At 59.2% G+C, this 18750-nt stretch carries 14 protein-coding genes; 1 reads left to right on the forward strand and 13 read right to left on the reverse strand.

What is annotated here, in order from left to right:
* Positions 1–447: 447 nt before the first annotated feature.
* The gene (locus WBG04_RS13425; protein WP_424314958.1) at positions 448–999 is read right to left on the reverse strand and encodes a hypothetical protein; all 552 of its coding nucleotides are present in this window, start codon (positions 997–999) and stop codon (positions 448–450) included.
* A 93-nt stretch (positions 1000–1092) separates the two neighbouring features.
* Positions 1093–3591: an arylsulfatase gene (locus WBG04_RS13430; RefSeq protein ID WP_424314959.1), complete on the reverse strand. Its 2499-nt coding sequence runs from the start codon at positions 3589–3591 to the stop codon at positions 1093–1095.
* Positions 3592–3721: 130 nt separating this feature from the next.
* Here WBG04_RS13430 and WBG04_RS13435 point away from each other — a divergent pair, with 130 nt between their 5' ends.
* Positions 3722–4690, forward strand: a complete 969-nt coding sequence (locus WBG04_RS13435) for a helix-turn-helix domain-containing protein (RefSeq protein ID WP_424314961.1) — start codon at positions 3722–3724, stop codon at positions 4688–4690.
* 124 nt (positions 4691–4814) lie between these two features.
* Here the strand turns inward: WBG04_RS13435 and WBG04_RS13440 are convergent, their stop codons facing one another.
* From WBG04_RS13440 to WBG04_RS13490, 11 genes are all read right to left on the reverse strand, one after another.
* Positions 4815–6212 (reverse strand): efflux transporter outer membrane subunit, encoded by a 1398-nt coding sequence (locus WBG04_RS13440; RefSeq protein WP_424314962.1) that lies wholly within the window; start codon positions 6210–6212, stop codon positions 4815–4817.
* Positions 6213–6223: 11 nt separating this feature from the next.
* Entirely contained in the window at positions 6224–7381 is a 1158-nt protein-coding gene (locus tag WBG04_RS13445) for an HlyD family secretion protein (protein WP_424314964.1), read from the reverse strand.
* 12 nt (positions 7382–7393) lie between these two features.
* On the reverse strand, positions 7394–7813 hold the full coding sequence (locus WBG04_RS13450; protein ID WP_424314966.1) for a superinfection immunity protein: 420 nt from the start codon (positions 7811–7813) through the stop codon (positions 7394–7396).
* 295 nt (positions 7814–8108) lie between these two features.
* Positions 8109–9617 (reverse strand): DUF1254 domain-containing protein, encoded by a 1509-nt coding sequence (locus tag WBG04_RS13455; protein ID WP_424314967.1) that lies wholly within the window; start codon positions 9615–9617, stop codon positions 8109–8111.
* A gap of 69 nt (positions 9618–9686) precedes the next feature.
* Positions 9687–10493 carry a neuromedin U gene (locus WBG04_RS13460; RefSeq protein WP_424314969.1) on the reverse strand — a complete coding sequence of 269 codons (807 nt, stop codon included), beginning with the start codon at positions 10491–10493 and terminating at the stop codon, positions 9687–9689.
* Positions 10494–10680: 187 nt separating this feature from the next.
* The gene (locus WBG04_RS13465) at positions 10681–12132 is read right to left on the reverse strand and encodes a DUF1254 domain-containing protein (protein WP_424314971.1); all 1452 of its coding nucleotides are present in this window, start codon (positions 12130–12132) and stop codon (positions 10681–10683) included.
* Positions 12133–12169: 37 nt separating this feature from the next.
* Complete coding sequence (locus WBG04_RS13470) at positions 12170–13687, reverse strand: DUF1254 domain-containing protein (RefSeq protein ID WP_424314973.1); 1518 nt, start codon at positions 13685–13687, stop codon at positions 12170–12172.
* A 93-nt stretch (positions 13688–13780) separates the two neighbouring features.
* Positions 13781–15406, reverse strand: coding sequence for a DUF1254 domain-containing protein (locus WBG04_RS13475; protein ID WP_424314975.1), 1626 nt, complete (start codon positions 15404–15406; stop codon positions 13781–13783).
* A gap of 142 nt (positions 15407–15548) precedes the next feature.
* Positions 15549–15962 carry a response regulator transcription factor gene (locus tag WBG04_RS13480; RefSeq protein ID WP_424314976.1) on the reverse strand — a complete coding sequence of 138 codons (414 nt, stop codon included), beginning with the start codon at positions 15960–15962 and terminating at the stop codon, positions 15549–15551.
* Positions 15963–16045: 83 nt separating this feature from the next.
* A complete protein-coding gene (locus tag WBG04_RS13485) occupies positions 16046–17878 on the reverse strand; it encodes a sensor histidine kinase (RefSeq protein ID WP_424314977.1) in 1833 nt (610 codons plus the stop codon).
* A gap of 5 nt (positions 17879–17883) precedes the next feature.
* Positions 17884–18552, reverse strand: coding sequence for a response regulator transcription factor (locus tag WBG04_RS13490; protein ID WP_424314978.1), 669 nt, complete (start codon positions 18550–18552; stop codon positions 17884–17886).
* Positions 18553–18750: the final 198 nt, after the last annotated feature.

Raw genomic sequence — 18750 nt, forward strand, 5'->3', positions numbered from 1 at the left:
GGTGAGCATGGTGCCACCGCCCGCGACGGAATTCATCACCGCGGCGAAGAAGCCGGCGAGGAGGACGAGCCAATCAGCGGTCGTGGGCACACGGGCAGTACGCAGGCTCAGACCGGATGTGCCAAGATAATTGAAAGGGGAGATGCCTCCGATGGCTGTTCGAGAATCCCAATGGCCTGGCGGTCGCTAATGAGGCATCGGAGTCCGGATTAAAATTCAGTTTTTCCCGAGATCTGCGTCCATCCACGTTCATCTGCGGTTGAAAATGGAAGTCCTAAGCGCTAGCAATTCCCCAGCCTGATCGCCCTGATAAAAACTACTGGGTCGTGATCAAACTAAGGGCGAGTCAGAGCAGAATGGACTGGATCGGTCGGATGATGGCCATGAAATTCGGCAATCATCAGGTCAATCATCGTGATTGGCCCTCGGAGCGAGCCGACAAAAAACCTAATAGCGGCGAACTACACGTCTGGTGGTGCGGCGTGCGACGCCGGCGTAAGAGATGGGAGTCAAGGGGCGGCCGATGACGTCGATGAAGAGCGAGCATTCGGCACCGCTGGTTGGGATGGTTCCCTCGAGGACCTTGATGTCATAGCTGAGATTGCCGTTTTCAAGGACGGGATTACGTAGTTCGACAACGACATCGTTGGGTTCCTTTTCGCCAAAGATGGCGAGTGAGGCGTTGGGGTTATCGATCCGGAAACTATCCTCGCCCATGTTCCAGTTTTTGGTGAAATCGGCGGTGGTCATGTGACCGGCAATGCGGTCAGGGCGGTCGGAGAACAGGATGGTGACGTCGCTGATTCCCGTGAGTGTCATCTTACCCTCCGAGAATGAAACGCCTTTGGCATTCTGAACGAAGAGATACTGGACTTTGGTGTCGTCCGGCATGGTGTCTTCGGCTGATGCGGTTTGCCGGGCAAGAAGCACAGCGGGAAGTGTGGCTGCGAGAGCGAGTTTGGCGGATTGACGGCGGGTGATATTGTTCTGCGCGTTCATGTTACTGTTTATCTTTGATTCCTTTCGTCTCGTCCGTGAATAGGCGGGCCGCTTGTGATCAAGCAGCCCGCGGGGTTCACGGGCGAAACGTGATTACTTGGCGTCGTCGGCGCCCTTCATGGCGTCTTCGAGCTTCTTGATGTCCGCTTCAGAAAGCTCCGGGCGGTCGACCTTGATCGTCAGCTTGTTGAGTTTGGCGGTGAGGGTGAAGGGTGGCTTGTAGTCGGCGTCGTTCACGCCGGTGAGCGTGTCGGAGCCGATGTCAAAGCTTTCGTCCCACTGCAGGATCATCGGCAGGGTCTTCTTCATCTCGATGGTCTGCACTTCCTTGCCGTTCACCTTGAGCACGCCGGTGCCAGGGCGGCCGAGGCCGCTCATGTTGTTGAAGGCCAGCGTGCCGGCACCGAGACCGTCGTATTTGAAGTCGAACTCGATGGTGTGTTGGCCGGGTGCGAGTGCATCGGGGCTTTGCCACTTGATGCGTTCGAGGTCGACCAGGTTCCAGAGGAAGGTGGGCTTGCCATCCTGCAGATAGAAACCATAGCCGGCGAAACGGCCGCCTGAGGTCAGGATCATGCCTTCCGCGCCGCCTTCGGGCACCGTGATGTCGGCAGTGATCGTGTAGGATGCATTCAGCAGGCCGGGCGAGTCGCCCTGCGGCAGGCCGACCATCGGGGTGGTATAAACGAACTCGGTGCGTCCGGCGGTGATGTTCGGGCGGGGTGCGACGATGCGGCCGGCCACCGAGGCGTCCAATGGGAAGACCTGGTATTTCTTCGCCTCCTCAATGAAGACTTCCTTGAGCCATTTCACGTGGTTGGGGTTTTCCGCGGCGATGTCTTCGGCCTGATTCCAGCTTTTCGACAAGTCGTAGAGTTGGAATTCCTGATTGTTGAGCGGGTCCGGATTGGCCGCGCCGAAGGCTTCCCACGGCGCGCGGTTGACCTTGGTGCTGAGCAGCCATGGATCCTTGTAGAGCGCCCACTGGCCCATCATTTCGAAATACTGGGTGGTGTGGCGGGTGGGGGCCTTGGCGTTTTCCTTGTCGAAGGTGTAGAGGAAGCTGGTGCCTTCGATCGGTGACTGTTTGATGCCGTCGACCATGTCGGGCTCCTGAATGCCGGCGGCTTCGAGGATGGTGGGGACGACGTCGATGACGTGCATGAATTGCTCGCGCAGGCCGCCCTTGTCCTTGATGCGGTCGGGCCACATCACGACCATGTTCTGGTTGATGCCGCCGAGGCGGGAGGCGTTCTGTTTGAACCAGTCGAAGGGTGTGTCAAAGGCCCATGACCAGCCGGCGGACATGTGGTTGTAGGTTTCCTCGGTGCCCCAGACGTCATACCATTTCATCTGCACTTCCACCGGCAGTTTGTTGAGGCCGTTGAAGAAGGCGACTTCGTTGGGCGTGCCCATCGGGCCGCCTTCGGCGCTGGTGCCGTTATCACCGTTGATATAAATGACGAGGGTGTTGTCGAGCTTGCCGAGGTCTTCGAAGGCCTGGATCACGCGGCCGATCTCGTAGTCACTGTAGGCGGCATAGGCGGCGAAGATTTCAACTTGTTTGATGAAGAGCTTCTTCGTTTCCGCGTCGAGTTTGTCCCAAGGTGTGAGTAGCTCGTCTGGCCATGGGGTGAGGACCGTGTCGGCAGGGATCACGCCGAGCTTCTTCTGGTTTTCGAAGATGGTTTCGCGCAGCTTGTTGTAGCCGCCATCGAACAACTTCATGGCGCTGATTTTATCCACCCACTCCTTGGTCGGGTGGTGCGGGGCGTGGGTGGCGCCGGGCGCGTATTTGATGAAGATCGGCTTATCGGGCTGGATCTGGTGGATCCGGTTCATGTAGGCGATGGCGTCGTCCGCCATGCCGGTAATGAGGTTCCAGCCGGGCTTGCCGTCGAAGGGATAGATCTGGGTGGTGTTGCGGAAGAGGTTGGGCTGCCACTGGTTCGCGTCGCCGCCGATGAAGCCGTAGAAGTATTCAAAGCCCAAGCCGGTGGGCCATTGATCGAAGGGACCAGCCTGGCTGGCGGCGAAAGCGGGGACGTTGTGGTCCTTGCCGAACCATGAGGTGGCGTAGCCGTTGTCGAGGAGGATGCGGCCGATGGTGGCCTTGTCCTCGGCGATGATGCTGTTGTAGCCGGGGAAACCGGTGGACTGCTCGGAAATCACGCCGAAGCCAGCCGAGTGGTGGTTTCGCCCGGTGATGAGGGCGGCGCGGGTGGGCGAGCAGAGCGCGGTGGAGAACATGCGGTTGTAGCGCAGGCCGTTCTCGGCGACTCGGTCCATGGTCGGAGTCGGAATGACGCCGCCGAAGGTGCTGGGCATGCCGAATCCGGAGTCATCGGTGATGATGAGGAGGACGTTCGGGGCTTTCGCTGGTGGCACGATGCGCGGTGCCCACCAAGGCTTGGAGCTGAGGGCGTCGTCGGTGATTTTCCCGCCGAAGGGTGGCTGGGGCGCCGGAAGCTGGTTTCCCGGGATGGTGGTGGTGGCGCTCGGCGAGCCAGGCGTGCCGGTGGTTTCTTGGGCCGAGACCACTGAGATGGGCGCAAGCAGGGTGGTGAATAGAACGATTGTTGGTATATTCATGGTCGCAGAAGCGTGGATTAAGAGGGCAAGCTGCCTAGTTGTGGTATTTCCGGCAATACAATTCCCTATCCTAAATCCGTAGCGAATCGACTTGAAGCAGGACTTTGGGTCAGTCTTTAGTGTCAGCGCGATGGCAGAGGGAAAGGCAGCCGTATTGACCGTTGTGCTGAACCCCGAGCAGTTGGAGGAGGCCATTCGGAGTGCGGCCCTTCAGCCGCTCCAATTGAGTTCGGCTCCCCTTATGAGCCGACTTGTTCGGGTGATGTGCCCGGAGCTCTGCCTGGATCTCGTGGAGCTCGGTCCTGCGATGTTGTTCTCTGGCTCGATGGCGAGGGATTGCTATACGATGATTCTGGTTACGAAGTGTCCGACGGTTGGGCGATCGTTCAACTTCGAGGTCGAGCACGTGGAGGGCTACATGGGCCTGTTTCCTCCTGGTGGACGAATTGATGCTTACACCCCGGAAGGGTATGCCAACGCGACTTTGACGATTCCTGAAGCATCCTTCCATCTGGCACTGGAACGGCACTTTCCCGACATGCCGGATGAACTCCTGTGCCACGGTGCGGGTATGAAAGTCAGTCCCGAGGCGATGTCGGTAATGACCAGCATTCTGGGATCCGTCGAGCAAGCATTGAACGGGCAGGAATGTCCGCTAGAGAGCCTGGAGACCCGCCGGAAATTACAAGATCAGTTACTCGGGGCATTTCTCGACGGGCTGAAAAGCGGGCTGGTGATGGATGGCGTGAAATACGGATCAAGGACGGGTGGCCGAGTGGAGCGCCTGCGCTTGGCGCGGGAGTTTGTGAGCGTGAATGCCCACCGGCCTTTCGGACTTGAAGAGATGTGTCAGGCGATCGGCATGTCCCCGCGTGGAGTGGAGCTGTTGTTCCGGGAGTCCCTGGGCATTTCTCCCGGCAGTTTCATCAGGAATCAGCGGCTTCATGGCGTCCGTCGTGTGTTGCTCGATTCCGAGAGGAAGACCGGGGTGGTGAAGGAAGCGGCAATGAAATGGGGCTTCACACACATGGGGCATTTTGGACAAAATTACCGGGCGCTTTTTGGCGAGACTCCGAAGTCGACATTGGAACGGAGATGACGGCGCGGACCGGGCCGGATGAGCCTTTGTGCCGGATTCGAATTCAAGGACGCTCGATTCCAAGTCTTCATCCATGAACCCCGCCATCGCTGGCGGGATCGCACCGAGTCTTTCGGGCACGATACTAACCACGGAAGTCTCCGCCCAAGGCCAAGTGCAGGTTGATGCGATTGGCGAGCTGGAGGTTTTGGAGTTTGACGAGAGCCGTCTGGCTGGCGAGCTGACTCGCTTGAAGCTGGAGCACTGAAAGGAGATCAATACTGCCGGCCTCATACTGAACCCGAGCGATGCGGACGGCATCGGTCCGGTCCTGCAGCTCCTCTTTTTCGAGCTGCAGGCGTTCGTCAATCAGGCTTTCGTTTGTTAGAGCGTTCTCGACTTCTTCGAAGGCATTCAGGATCGCGCTGCCATAGGCGGCCAGTGCCTGTTGCTGTTGGGCGTTGGCAATCCGGATCTCTGCTTCCAGCCGACCACCCTGATAGATCGGAACGTTCATTCCGATGCTCGAGCGGAGCAACCAGGGATTGAGTCGCAGTAGATCAAGCAAGCCATCGGATAGTCGGCCTCCCGTGACATCGAGGAAAAAGCTCGGTAACAGGGCCAGCCGAGCGGATTCCTCCGCCCGCAGGGCTGCGAGCACATCGCACTCAGCGGCCACCAGGTCGGGACGGCGCGCAATCAAGGCGGAGGGAATGTCCGCCTGCACTGGAGGGGGTATGGGAGTGAAGGTCCGCGCCACCTCGATCTCCGCTGCAGGATAGCGTCCGAGGAGTTTCTCAAGATTACGGCGGGATTCACTGTAGAGGCCTTGCGCGACTTTCAGCTGGCCTTTGGCCGCTTTGAGATCGGCCGAAGCTTCCACCACATTCAGATCCGTCACCTTGCCTGACTCGCGCTGGATCTTCACCAGCCTGAGGAGATCGGTGTAAACCGTGACGCCTTCCTCGGCGACGTCGACCAGGCGGCGGGTTTCGACCGCTGTGTACCAACTTTTTGCCACGGTGGCCGCAAGCGACTGGCGTGCGTAGGCAAAGTCGAGGGCGCTCGAATTGAACGACTGCTCGGCTGCGCTCCGTTGGGATCTGATTCGGCCCCAGACATCCGGCTCCCAGGCGACGAAGACGGTCGCGCCTCGGCTCTGCGCCGAGCCTGAATCCTCGTCCTGAATCGCCGCTCCGCTGACACTGCCGCCGACCTGTGGGAGCAGTTGCGAATTGATCACGGTCACGTTTTCGCGAGCGACTTCAACTCGTGCCGCCGCCTGACGAAGGTCCGGATTGTAGCTTATCGCTTCGGCGACGAGAGAGTTGAGGCGAGGGTCGCGGAAGGATTTGAGCCAGCCCTTCGTGACTTTGCCCGCGCTGGTTTGCGATGCCCACTGGCGTGGGACCACGGTTCCTTCGGGCAAGGCACCGGCCACGTTCTGCTGCTGGGATGGTAGTTCGCTTAGATGGCACGCGGGAATCAGAGTGCCCAGCGTGATGGCCCATCCGAGTCGCCCAATGCCCTTCGAGGAATTCAAGATCGTCCGCATCAAAACGGAAGGGGATAGAGCCAGTTCATCCAGGTGTCCTTGCGAATGATCACGCGCCGAATTGCCGTCCACGCGCCGGTCATTCCTCCGGTGTAGATCGCCGCTGATCCTTCCGCGCCGATCGGAAACTTCGAGGCGATTTCATCATCGAAGACGATTTTTACTGCGAACTGATCCTGCGGAATTTCCGGTGCCTGTCGTTCGAAAACGGGAAGGTTGCCGCTGGGAAGCAGCTGACCGACGCCGCTGGCTTTCCAGATCGCCTCCACCTTCGCGGGGAAGACCTGACCGGGATAGAGATCGAAAGCGACCTCCACAGGCTTGCCGGGGGTCACGTATTTCAAGCCTTCCTGATCGTAGTTGGCGAGCAGGTAGCGGCCATCATCGCAGATGAACGAAGCGATCGCACCGAAACGGATGTCTCCCGAGACCATGCCCGGGCGGACCTGGAGGTTGACGATGCGTCCATCCTCAGGTGCGACGAGGGTGGTGTTATTCAAATAGTAATGCGCTTGGGCGAGTTTAGCTTCGACTTCGGCAACGCCGGTGTTCACCCCGTCGATCTGGGAATCATAGTTGAGCTTGGCGCGGGCAAGTTCGGCTTCGGCTTCTTTGATTTGTGCTTGGTTGACCACCAGTTGGGCATCCCATCTCTGGGCTTCCTCCATTGGTCCGGCTCCCTGCGCTGCGAGGGAGTTTGCCAGCTTCTTCTGGTATTCGGTGAACACCATTTCGGCCTTGATCTTGGCGACTTTTTGAACGGAGACATCCACGTCCGATTCCAAAACCTTGACGTCTTGTTTGGCAGCGGCCAGTTGGGCCTCGAGCTCGTCGACCTTTGCCTGATAGATCCGTTTGTCGAATTCGAACAGCGGTTGCCCCTTCTTTACGGGCACATCGGGATCGACCAAAACGGCGGTCACGAGCGTCGGCTCTGAAAGCCGCGGGATGAGCTGGATGGTATGCTGCACGATCTTCGCCTGACTCGAGTAAGGCGTCATGAAGCGCAGCCCGATCATAAAGATCAGCAGCACGTGAGCGACAAAGAAAAGCGAGACGATCGCCCATCCGGGACTGAGCTTGAGCCACTTCAATTTAAAGAAAACCAGCCAAACGAAGAGGATGAACGCAAGGAGTAGGACAATGGCAAAAAGCATGGCGGCAGAGGTTCAATTTTCAGGATTGTCTTCACCCGAACTCGGATCTTCAGATGACGAATCCTTGGGCGGAGCTTCCTCCTTTGCTGGCTTGGCATGCTTCCTCACCGGTTTTGCGGTCATCGCTTTCAAGCGGGCGATCTCCTTGCCGATCTCCTGGGCTTCGGCCGCGGGAAAGCGTCGGATGTCGATGATATCGGTAGGCTTGAAGGCCCAGATGAAGGCCTGAATCCATGGCACTACCGCAAGAAATCCCGAGTAGCCCATCACCTTGACGGCTTCGGCATCGGGGTGATTGCGGGCGATCGCGATCTGCCCGGGTAGGCCGGCCACCCAGACAATGAAAGTGAGGCCGATCGCGATGCAGGCGAACAATACAGCAAAGGTCACATAATCCCAGAAGGTGATCTTGAATCCGAGTAATTCTTCCATGGTTCGAACGAGGCGTTTGTTTCAGTAGGTGGGAGGCTGCTATTCTCAAAATGACCTGCTCGACGCCTGCGCCTCCCGACCCTGATAGCGCAGAGCAGGCCTTGAGATTGACAATTTCAGCTTGGTTTGTCGAGTCTGTCCAAAAAAGGCGGGACCAGATTTCGCCCCCATGCTGCCTCCGCCCATAGCCGATGAGGCCCCGTATGGAAACCAATGGGGATCGAGGGGAGGGTCGGCGGATCTTCTGACTTCGCATGCCGGATCGTGAGACCCGACATACGAGCCAATTTTCAAGTCACTTCACGAGTTCGATCTCGCCGGGACGCCAGGTTTTGTCGATCCATGGCTCCAGTGGTCCATACATGCGCAGGATGCAGAACCAGCTCTTGTTAGGCAGGGTGGCAAGCCAGTTGCCTTCCTTGCCTTCAGGGGCTTTCGGGCCGAAGTAGAGGTCGTAGGAGCCGTCCTCATTCTTCTCAATCCCCTTGGTCAGGCTTCCGACCGTTGGGAACAATTGGCTGGTCTGGAGCTGGCAACGGGTCTGGGTGTCGTACATCGTGACGGCCCAGAAGTTGTTGACCGGCACATTCGGTGGCAGATGCAGCTTGTAGGTTTTCGACCCGTCAAAGGGCTGGTTGTTCTGATCAAGGAAGGCCAAGGCGTAGTCCGAGCCTCTTCCAAGATGCGGCGTTGCCATGGCGGGTGTTACGCCGCCGGCGTTGTAGTAGAACAGAACCCGGGCATCGAGGTTCATGATGCCGTCGGCTTCGAACGTGGTGTTCTTGTGGGCGTAGGCGGTCACCCACTGGCTATTGGTGTCGGGATAGAACTTCACTCCTGTGATGCGAGGATCGTAGGTGATCGAGCGACCGGCGGCATTGCCGAGCAAGGCGGCTTCGGTCAGCAGCTTCTTCATCCGCTCGTCGGGATTGAAGGGCTGTCCTTTGACGATGCCGATGCTGGCCATGTAGCCACGAACTTCCGGATTCACCGCTTCGATCGGCTCGGCCTGGACGATGTCGTTCAGGATTTCATAATATTCCAAAGTGCTCGGGAAGATCGTGCTGAATGATCTGCCGGACATGTTGATGAGCTCGGTCGGCGCTGGATTGGCGGCATCCTTGAGCGGATAGACCTTCAACCCCGATTTGAAGTTATCGACCGCCGCCTCGAGACCGTCCTTGATGGACCCGCGGAGGAAGAGGAAATTCCGGTTGGTAGGCGGTTTCAACAGGAAATACCCGTCCGGGATCTCACCTTCGTAGCCGGGAGGGATGACGAGGTATTTGCCACCTTTGCCCTTGTCCGGTCCGGTGAGCCCCATGTTGCCGACGAAGCGCTGCCAGGCATCGTCGAGGAAGCCGAGCATGTCGGGTGGGATCTCGATGACCGTCGGTCCGTCGTTCGCCAGGTCCGTCGGAGCGTAGGCATACATCGTCGAGGTATTGGAAGTAATGACCGGCGTCCGGGAATCCATCAGCTGTTCCCAGATGGCGATCTTGTTAGGCGCGTCGGCACCTTGCTCGGCCATCCCGAGAAGGACGGTCTTGATGGAAACCGCGCCGACGTTATCAAGGTAAACCCCGAGCGCGCGCGAACGGGTCAGATAGTCATAGACCTTATCGTTGGTGTCGCCGATTGGCACGCCGTCGAAGAATTCCAGTTCGCCGGCGACGGTCTGGACCTTGTCCGGGATGGAGGCGGCTTTCGTTTTCGCGGCTTCGCGAGCCGGGTCGTCCTGTCCGTAGGCGGTCGCCATGGTGAGCGCGCCCGTGAGTGTCAGTGTGATGATGTTTGGTTTCATGTTATTTGGTCTCTGGGATTTGAGAATGTCGTGATTTTGAATCTGGAATCTTACGATACTTGTTTGGGACTAGGGGAAGAGCAGGGAGAACTGAAAGTTGAAGCCCCATTCCGAGGCGTTGTTGGGGCGGACGGCGTTGTAGAGTGCTTGGACGGAAGCGCTCGCCGACTGCTTGCCGATGGTGAAGACCTTGCCGACGCCGCCGGCGACTGGGAGGGTCCAGCGGTCGCTTGACGGGCTGAGCCAATCGGCGGTGATGGTGGCATTGCTGTAGAGGAACCAGCCGTCCGGCAGGTTGTAGTTGAGGAAATACTGGGCACCGAAGGCATTGACTTCATTGACGCCATCGCCGCCCAGGGACCAGACGTTCTGGAGGACCACGCCGGCACCCCATTTTTCCTCGGCATAATAGAGCACGGCCGACGGACCCAAGCCGACGCGGTCGGAGCCGAGGAGAGGGTCGGTGCGGGTCGGGATCAGGACAGTGGGACCCGCGCCCCAGACAAGCTTGCCGTCTGGCTTGGCCGGTGAGGCAAAGAAGTTCAGCAGGGTATTGCCGAGGCCGACTTCGTAATCACCGTTTCCCAGCGGTGCCTGAAGGACGGGCACGATGGAGTAGGTAATCAGCTTCCAATCCTCGCCGAGTGGAAATGGCCAGACGATCTGGGTGGAGTAGGAGGCTTCCGTTCCGCCGGTGACCGGAACGTCGGGACTCATGGTCACATCGAGAGCCACCTGACGCAATCCGCTGACCGGGTTCTGCTTGAGTTTGACCAGATCCGCGATCGAAGTGTCGGAGCTGGTGGTCGACTGGCCACTTGCCGTTGCGATGCACGCGATGAGCGCGGAAAGCGGGATGATGTCGTGGAGGTTCATGGATGGGATAGAAATGGATTCGGTTCTGAATGCACGGGCCGGTTGGGGAAAATGCTGACAAGCTGAAATTCTGAAACGCTGAAATCGAGACGGCCGGTCTATTGGCTATCTAACATTTTAGCGTTTCAGGTTTTCAGCTTGTCAGCATTTTCCTGCCGGCCCGCGTGTTTCAGAATCGAGGAGTTGACTATTTTGCCTTCACGATTCCCGGTGGTTTCCAGGTGCCTTTGCCCGGAGGAAGAACGGACGGGTCTTCGGTCTTCGGCCAGTAGAGGCGCATCACGAGATAGACGGTGTCGTTAGGTGCTGGGAGCCAGTTGGCTTCCAGTTCGCCGCCCGGGTTGTCTTTCTGGATGTAAAGGGTGAGTGATCCGTCATCGCCCTTCTTCATGTTCGGAATCATCGGGGAGTTGATGAGGTAGCGGTTGATCGGGTTCTCGATTAGATACTGCGACTTGCCATCATACATAGTGACTGACCAGAAGGCATTCACCGGCGGGTATTGGCCCGCAGGGAAGGTGATGGTGTAGTTGTTCTTGCTGCAATCGAGGGTCTCGCCCTTGCCGTCCACGCGGGTCAGCGGGTAAACGGCTTCGGCGGCGCTGTTGCCATAGAGTCCTGCTTTGGCGGTGCCGGAACGCATGAGCCAGTCGCCATTGTAGTGGGCTTCGTCACCGGGCAGAGATCCGATCTGCCAGCCATTGACGTCGGTCATCCCCGAGGCGAGGAAGGTGCTGATTTTCTCATCACCGGCCTTCATGCCTTCGACGATGGCTTTCTGGTGCTCTGGCGAAAGTTCTTTCATGTCGAAGGTCTTGTTCGGGCCGATGCCGATGTTTGCGAGCTTGGCGCGGATGTCCTTGTCCATGTCCGTTTCCGGAACGTATTTGAGCGCGGCGTCGAGGTAGCTCCAGAAGTTCTCCTTGATGCCGGCAGTGGTTGCCGGACTGAAGTCGATCGTCGGAGCGGCGGCAGGTGCTGGTAGCTTGAGGAAGGCGGAAAGCGGCTCCACCTTGTAGCCGTCCTGGACCTTGATCACGTTCGGCATGTCTTCAGGGTTGAAGAGCTGGGTGCGGTAAGCGACGAGGGAGAAGGGCGTGGTGGACGTGAAGACTTGCTTGATGCCTTCCGGCTTTTCGCCTTTCCAATCAGGGCCGACGACCATGTAGCTGCCGGGATCGTTGCCGGTGGCTCGACTACCGATGTAGCCGTAGTTGTAGGTATTGGCGTCGCACAGCATGACGGCGTAGTAGCGGTCCTTTTCGACCGCAGGCACGGTGAGAACAATCGGTTCGGCGCGCAGGTCGAGCCAGACGAACGAATAGGGCGTGTCGCTATTCGGCGTGATGACCGCCGTGTCCTTGTAGGTGTAAACGCGTGGCTCGTTCTTGATTTGGTTGAATGGGGCCTTGAACTGGCTGCCTCCCTTGTCGACCGCGTATTCATACATGACGGCGTAGTTCATCACGATCGGCAGTCCGTAGATGAAGCCTTCTTCTGCGACGATTTTGATTTCCTCCGGAGAAGGCGCGATTGAATCGTCGGCGACTTGGGCGCTGTCGTAGCCCGGCTTGTCACACGCGGTGAACGTGAGCGCGGCGGCTGCGAGAGCAGCGGAGGCGATGATGTTTGGTTTCATGATGGTTGTTAGGTCGTTGGTGGGGTGTTTGGTCGCGCTACTTTACCAGTTCAACTTCACCCGGACGCCAGGATTTGTCGATCCATGGTTCCAGCGGTCCGTACATGCGCAGGATCGTGAACCAGCTTTTGCCGGGGACGGTTTCGAGCCAGTTGCTTTCCTTGCCTTCCGGAGCTTTCGGGCCGAAATAGACGTCGTAGGAGCCGTCCTCGTTTTTCTGGAAGCCTTCGCTCTGGCTGCCGACGGTGGGGAAGGTCTGGCTGGTTTGAAGGAGCGAGCGAGTTTGCGTATCGTAGATGGTGACCGCCCAGAAGTTATTGATCGGGACGTTGGGAGGCAGGTGGAGCTTGTAGGTTTTCGCGCCGTCAAAGGCCTTCTTGTTTGCATCCAGATAGGCCAGCGCGTAGTCGGAGCCTTGTCCGACATGCGGTGTTGCCATGGCGGGAGTCACGCCTGTCGCATTGTAGTAGAACAGTGGCCGGGCATCCAGATTCATGGCGCCGTCGGCCTCGAACGAGGTGTTTTTGTTGGCGTAGGCCGTCGTCCACGCACTGTTGGTGTCGGGATAGATGAAGACGCCGTCGATGCGTGGCTGATAGGTGATGGCGCGGGCAGTGGCGCTGCCAAGATTCGCGGCTTCATTGAGCAGTTTGGTCATGCGGGCATCGGGCTTGAAAGGCTTGCCCTTGACGATGCCGATCGCCGCGAGCTGTCCGCGCAATTCCGGGCTGATCGCATCGATGGGTTCGACCTGCACCAGCTCATTGAGGTGCTCGAAGAAGCTGATGTCGCGGGTGACGATGGTGCTGTAGCTTTTACCGGAAAAGTTGATGAACTCGGTGGCAGGAGGATTGTCCGCCTTGGCGAGCGGGTAGATCTTAAGCTTCGATTTGATGTTCTCCACCGCAGGCTCCAGTCCTTTGGCAATCGAGCCGCGCAGGAACATCAGGTTGTTGTAGGTGGGGAGCTTGACCGTGAAGTAGCCATCCGGCACCGCTCCTTCGTATCCTGGAGGGAGGAAGAGATATTTGCCGCCCTTGCCTTTGTCCGGGCCGATCACACCGAGGTTTTCGACGAAACGGAACCAGGCATCATCGAGGAAGCCAAGCATGCCGGGTGGAAGCTCGACGACCAGCGGGCCTTCGGCTTTCAGATCAAGGTAGGTGAGGGCATACAAGGTCGAGGTGTTGCCGGTCAGGTAGAGTGACTCGGGCTTGAGCAACTGCTCGGTGATCGTCACCTTGTTCGATGCGTCCGCGCCGATGTTGGCGTTGCCCTTGCGCATGGCGTTGAGCGAACCCGCTCCGGAATGGTTCAGGTAAACCTCGACCCCGCGCATCCGGTCGAGGTTGTCGTAAAGTTTGTCGATGGTGGCATCGTTCGGGACACCGTCGAAGAATTCCAGGTCGCCGATCGCGGTCTCGACCTTGTCGGGGATGGCGATGGCATCCATGACCTCTTTTGAAATCTGGGCGAATGCGGAGCCGCTGCCGGCGATGGCAAATGCGCCGATCGCGACGCGTGTCAGGGTGTTTGTTCTTAAAGTGCTTTTCATTGGAAGTGTTTGTTCGTGAATTTTGAAATTCGCTGCTGAATGCGCGGGCCGGATCGAGCGAGCCTGCCCGCGTGGTTCAAAGGCGAAGCCTGATCATTTCACGAGTTCGATCTCGCTCGGACGCCATTCCTTGGTGAAGAAGGGTTCGAGCGGGCTGTAGAGGCGAAGGATGGTGAACCAACCTCTGCCGGGCATCGTCTGGATCCAGTTGCCGCGCTCGACGCCTTCCGGTTGGGTCGGGCTCATGTAGACAGTGGTGGAGCCATCGGCAGCGGCCACCGCGGCGGGCGAGGGGTAGGTTTGGCTGCCGGCGCGCGGGAATTTCTGCGGAGTTTGCAGCATCGAGCGCGACTGGGTGTCATAGAGGATCAGCGACCAGAACGCGGCGGCAGGGATGTCCTTCGGCAAGGTAACCTTGTAGGTCTTGGCGCCGTCGTAGGGATTTCCCTCGGAATCGAGCATGCCCATCAGGTACTGCGAGCCGACTTCCGGGAGACGCATGATCATGCCGGGGGAGTCGAGGGTGTAGGCGTAGTAGAACGCGGTGCGCGAATCGAGGGTGCGGGCGCCAGTCGGCGGGAAGGGCTTGAATTCGCCTTCCTTGGTGATCGCTGGCGGTGGGGTTTCGAAATTGGCGCCGCCCTCCCACAGCATGTTCCACCACATCGAGCCCTCGTAGTAGGTCCACTCGGGGTGGAGGTCGGCAGAGTGAAAGTTGAGGACGCGGCCGGTGGCGTCGCCGAACTTCGCGGCGTCGGTCAGGACGCGCTTGGTGTCGGCGTCCGGTGCAAATGGCTTGCCCTTGACGATGCCGATGGCGGCGAGCTGGCCGGCGAGTTCGACGTCGTAGCTGGTGGCCGGTTGCTGCTGGACGTTCTCGTTGATCATTTCAAAGAAGCCGTAGTCGCTCGGTGGGATCGTGTTGAAGATCTTGCCGCTCGCATCAATGAACTTCGTCTCAGGAACCGGCGGGTTCTTTCCAAGCCGCACGCCTCCTTCGAGAGCGGTGGCGATGCTGGTGCCAAATCCACCCGGGGTGTAGGGGTAGATCTTCATGGTCGACTTGATCATCTCCACGGCCGGTTTGGGATCGTTGTCCACCAGATAAGCGCGGCAGGCGTAGAGGGCGCGGTTGGTCTTCGAGTGCGCGACGTGGAAGCCACTGTCCGGAAGCAGGCCGTCGTAGCCGGGAGGCACGATCAGATACTTGCCGCCCTCGCCGCGATCCGGGCCGGGGAAGCCGATGTCGATGATCCAGGAAAACCACATGTCATTGATGGTGCCGACGCTCTTGGGTGGTTGTTCGACGACGATCGGACCCTTCGTCAGGTCGAGGGTGGACAGGTAGTAGACCGTGTCGGTGTTGCCGGTGAGAAAGAGCGAGTTCGAATCGAGCAGCTCGGGGAAGATGACGACCGAGTTGTCCTCGGCGCCGATGCTTTGGAAGCCCTTCTGCAACGCGTAGGCGGAGGCACCGCGGAAGCTGTTGTTGTAAACGTTCAGGCCGTTGGTGAAGGTGAGGAATTCCTTCACGGTCTTGGCGGTCTCCTGAGTTGGCACGCCGTTCTTGAAGGTCAGCTTGCCAAGGCCGGTCTCAACGACGTCGGGGGTCGTCATCGACTGCGGGATCGTGTCGATGGATTGGGCGGATGCGATGGACAAGGGCAGAGCTCCGAGGAGTCCGGCCGTTAGGACGAGGGTGCTTCTTCTGGATTTCATGATTTCAACGGTTTGTTTTGACTGGATGGGGTCGGGAAAATGTCAGAGCGGGAAATAGGTGACCGCGAGGCGCGGACCTCAATCGGGACAGTCGCCGGCGATGGGATGGCTCCGCGTGTTTCGCGGAGCGCTTGTTCTGGTTTCATGGCAATGGCTGATTTGGTATTCTGGAGGGGTGGATGCCAGTGGAATGCTGACCTAATTGTGCCAATACCGCCTCCAGAAGCTCGGCGACGACGAAGGGCTTGCGCAGGAAGGCGCAACCGGGGATCTGCGCGACCTTCTCGCGGAGATCGCCCTCGTCCTGAGCGCTGATGAAAATGGCGGTGCGTTCCGGCGCGCTTGCTGCGAGCTGATGGAACAACTCGAGGCCGGTGATGCCGGGGAGTTGGTAGTCGAGAATCAGACAGCCGTAGGATGCCGGCGGGGAGCCGAGAAATTCCTCGGCTGAGGAGAAGGTCCGCACTTCATGGCCTGAAACGCTCAAGAAGCGGGTGACCGCGCGGCTGAAGCTCGGGTCGTCCTCGACGAAGGCGATGGGCAGAGGGGCGGACATGGTCGGAAGTCGAAACGCGGGTAGGATGGTCCGCATCAACTCGCGCCGGGTATTGGCCTTTCGGGCAAAATGTATGCCGCGCGCTATTTTCCTTCCGGGATGGGCAGGATGATGTGCGCGGTGGCTCCGGCTCCGGCATTGTTTTCGATCCAGATGCGCCCTCCATGGGACTGGATGATGCGGCGGCAGATCGACAAGCCCATGCCGAGGCCGGTGGCCTTGGTGGTGAGGAATGGCGTGAACACCTGATCGAGCTTGTCGGCGGGCAGTCCCGGGCCGCAATCCTTCACCGCCACATGGAGTTGCCCGTCATCTTCAATGCTGGCGGCGACATGGAGCGTCCTTTCGTCGGGTGGGCAGTCTTCCATCGCCTGCAGTCCGTTGAGGATGAGATTGAGAATGACCTGCTGCATTTGCACCCGGTGGCCGTGCACCTGTGGCAATCCGGCAGCAGTGTGAAAGGTCAGCGTCGTCCGGCGTTGGGTCGCATCGGGATTGGCAAGTTTTTCCACTTCCGCGAAGAGCCGCTCCATGTCGAGTGGTTGAAAATCGATTTCCTGCTGCTTGAGAAAGGTGCGCATGCCATGGATGATCTGCCCTCCCCTGACACTGTCGTCCTGGATGTCCGTGAGAATGGCCCGCAACTCGTCACGGTTCGGCACGTCCACGTCGAGCAGAAGCCGGGCGGTTTCCGCATTGGCAAGTACCGCACCGAGCGGTTGGCCAAGGTCGTGGACGAGGGCTCCGGAAAGCTCTCCTACCAGGCTGACACGGCTCATGTGGGCGAGTTCCCGGTCGTGGCGCAGAAGCTCTTCCGCCGCTTGTCTTTGCGCCGAGATGTCGATGCTGGCACCCATCAGGCGATCGGGCTCACCGTCTTCGCCGGTGTAGGGACGGCCGCGCGAGGAAAGCCAGCGGGTGGCGTCATTGCCATCGGAAACGCGGTATTCCGCTTGGAATTTGGTGCCGGTGCTCAGTGATTCCGTCAGGGCTTTTTCGACCCGCTCCCGATCGTCCGGGTGCCAGGTTTCGCGAATGCGATCGAGGTCCGGCACCTCGTTGGCGGAAAACCCGTGCAACTGCCGCGCCCGCTCGGTGAGCCACAGGCATTTGCCATCCGAGTCCAAGGCCCAGAGTCCGGCACCCGCCGAGTCGGCCGCCAGACTGAGAGCCGCCTCACTTTGGCGAAGCTCGTCCGCGAGCCCGGCGACCTGGATGAGACTGCGGCCGAGCTCGAAAGCGATCACCACAATGATGGGCAGGAATGAGAGTGAGATGAAATAGGGGATCCGGATGATATGATATTCCTGCAACGCGGACATGCCTCCGGCCAGGAGAAGGAAAAGGACAATGCTTCCCCCGACCACTCCTGCGCGGCGGCGGTTCTCCCTGCCGCCCCGCCGCCAGAGACGAAGCGAAGCATCGACCATGAAGACAATCCAGAGCAGCGAACTGAGATTGTTCAGGTGGACCCAAGGACTGGAAATCGCTTCGGTGATCACGCTCACCTGAGTCCCCAACAGGTCGAGTGATCCCACTGCGGTGACCTCGCGATAGATATCGTTTCCACTGATGCTCAGGGAGACGATTGCGGAAAGGAGTCGCAGGGCGATGGAGGCGCCGGCGAGCCAGCAATTCCCCGTCCCGAATTCGAGGCAAACGTAGGCGACGAGTCCGACGTTCAGGCCCAGAATCGTCAGCCCTCCATAGCCGAGGAAAGCATTGATTTGCTCCGGGTTCGTCGAAAGCATCATGCCCAATTCGCAAGCGGCACAGGCCGCTACCGAAGTGGCTGCGATGGAAAAGGCCAGTGAGGCTTTTGCCCGGCGGTTCTGGCTCCAGGCGAGTAAGTGGACCAGACCCAGAGTGAGGCAGGCGGCGGCCACCATGCCCCACACCAGGATGACCCAATTCATTGCCATCAGGATGGCGAGGGTACGAATTTCTCCCCGATCCACTCCACGGCACGTCCCAGCTCGGCAGGAGATTGCACGCACAACTTGCGCATGACTTCGGCGCGATGGGCTTTCACGGTGCGCTCGCAGACACCTGTTTCCGTGGCGATTCCCTTGTTGGGCAGGCCTTTCACGATGAGCGCGAAGACCCGGCTCTCACAGGGTGTCAGGGAGGCGTAGCGTTCGCGCCACATCCGTGTCAGCGAGCGGGTCTCGCGTTCCTCGTCAACGAGCGCCAAGGCCCGGTTGATGGCATCGATCAACTCCTCGCCGCGCACCGGCTTGGTCAGAAAGTCGACCGCGCCGCCCTTCATCGCGCGCACCGAGGAAGGGATGTCGCCGTGAGCGGTGAGGAATACGATGGGCAAAGCCTCGTCTTTGGCGGCAAGCCACTCCTGCACCGCGAATCCGGACAAATCCGGCATCTGGAGATCCACCACCGCGCAAGCCACCCGCTCGGAGCAGTGATGGTCGAGGAAATCCCGGGCGGAATCGAAGGCTTCCACCTCGAAGCCCGCCGCGCGCAGTCGTCGGCCGAGGGCACGCAACAGCGAGACATCGTCATCCACCAGATAGATGACGGGTCTTTCCGCAGGGTCGGATGGATTCCGACCATTTGATTCAGCGGGTTCCATACGTCACGGATTCATGTTGGCGATGGCGGCTGTCAGATTCAAATTCCGCACGTCGCAGCCTAGAAGCAGATCCGCATGGTTCAAGGGTGAAGGCGGAGCACTTCATTTTCACCATGTCCGGCGCTGACGAGGTGCCTTCGGGAAGGAAGGCGATGAGGGTGGAATGGATTCCGGCAGACCCCTTTGAAGCGGACGCCC

Source organism: Haloferula sp. (assembly GCF_049672945.1).
Classification (GTDB): Bacteria; Verrucomicrobiota; Verrucomicrobiia; order Verrucomicrobiales; family Akkermansiaceae; genus Haloferula.

Coding starts and splice junctions, on each gene's coding strand:
- WBG04_RS13425 (WP_424314958.1), bottom strand. CDS start 999: ATGAACGCGCAGAACAATATCACCCGCCGTCAATCCGCCAAACTCGCT.
- WBG04_RS13430 (WP_424314959.1), bottom strand. CDS start 3,591: ATGAATATACCAACAATCGTTCTATTCACCACCCTGCTTGCGCCCATC.
- WBG04_RS13435 (WP_424314961.1), top strand. CDS start 3,722: ATGGCAGAGGGAAAGGCAGCCGTATTGACCGTTGTGCTGAACCCCGAG.
- WBG04_RS13445 (WP_424314964.1), bottom strand. CDS start 7,381: ATGCTTTTTGCCATTGTCCTACTCCTTGCGTTCATCCTCTTCGTTTGG.
- WBG04_RS13450 (WP_424314966.1), bottom strand. CDS start 7,813: ATGGAAGAATTACTCGGATTCAAGATCACCTTCTGGGATTATGTGACC.
- WBG04_RS13455 (WP_424314967.1), bottom strand. CDS start 9,617: ATGAAACCAAACATCATCACACTGACACTCACGGGCGCGCTCACCATG.
- WBG04_RS13460 (WP_424314969.1), bottom strand. CDS start 10,493: ATGAACCTCCACGACATCATCCCGCTTTCCGCGCTCATCGCGTGCATC.
- WBG04_RS13465 (WP_424314971.1), bottom strand. CDS start 12,132: ATGAAACCAAACATCATCGCCTCCGCTGCTCTCGCAGCCGCCGCGCTC.
- WBG04_RS13470 (WP_424314973.1), bottom strand. CDS start 13,687: ATGAAAAGCACTTTAAGAACAAACACCCTGACACGCGTCGCGATCGGC.
- WBG04_RS13475 (WP_424314975.1), bottom strand. CDS start 15,406: ATGAAATCCAGAAGAAGCACCCTCGTCCTAACGGCCGGACTCCTCGGA.
- WBG04_RS13480 (WP_424314976.1), bottom strand. CDS start 15,962: ATGTCCGCCCCTCTGCCCATCGCCTTCGTCGAGGACGACCCGAGCTTC.
- WBG04_RS13485 (WP_424314977.1), bottom strand. CDS start 17,878: ATGAATTGGGTCATCCTGGTGTGGGGCATGGTGGCCGCCGCCTGCCTC.
- WBG04_RS13490 (WP_424314978.1), bottom strand. CDS start 18,552: ATGGAACCCGCTGAATCAAATGGTCGGAATCCATCCGACCCTGCGGAA.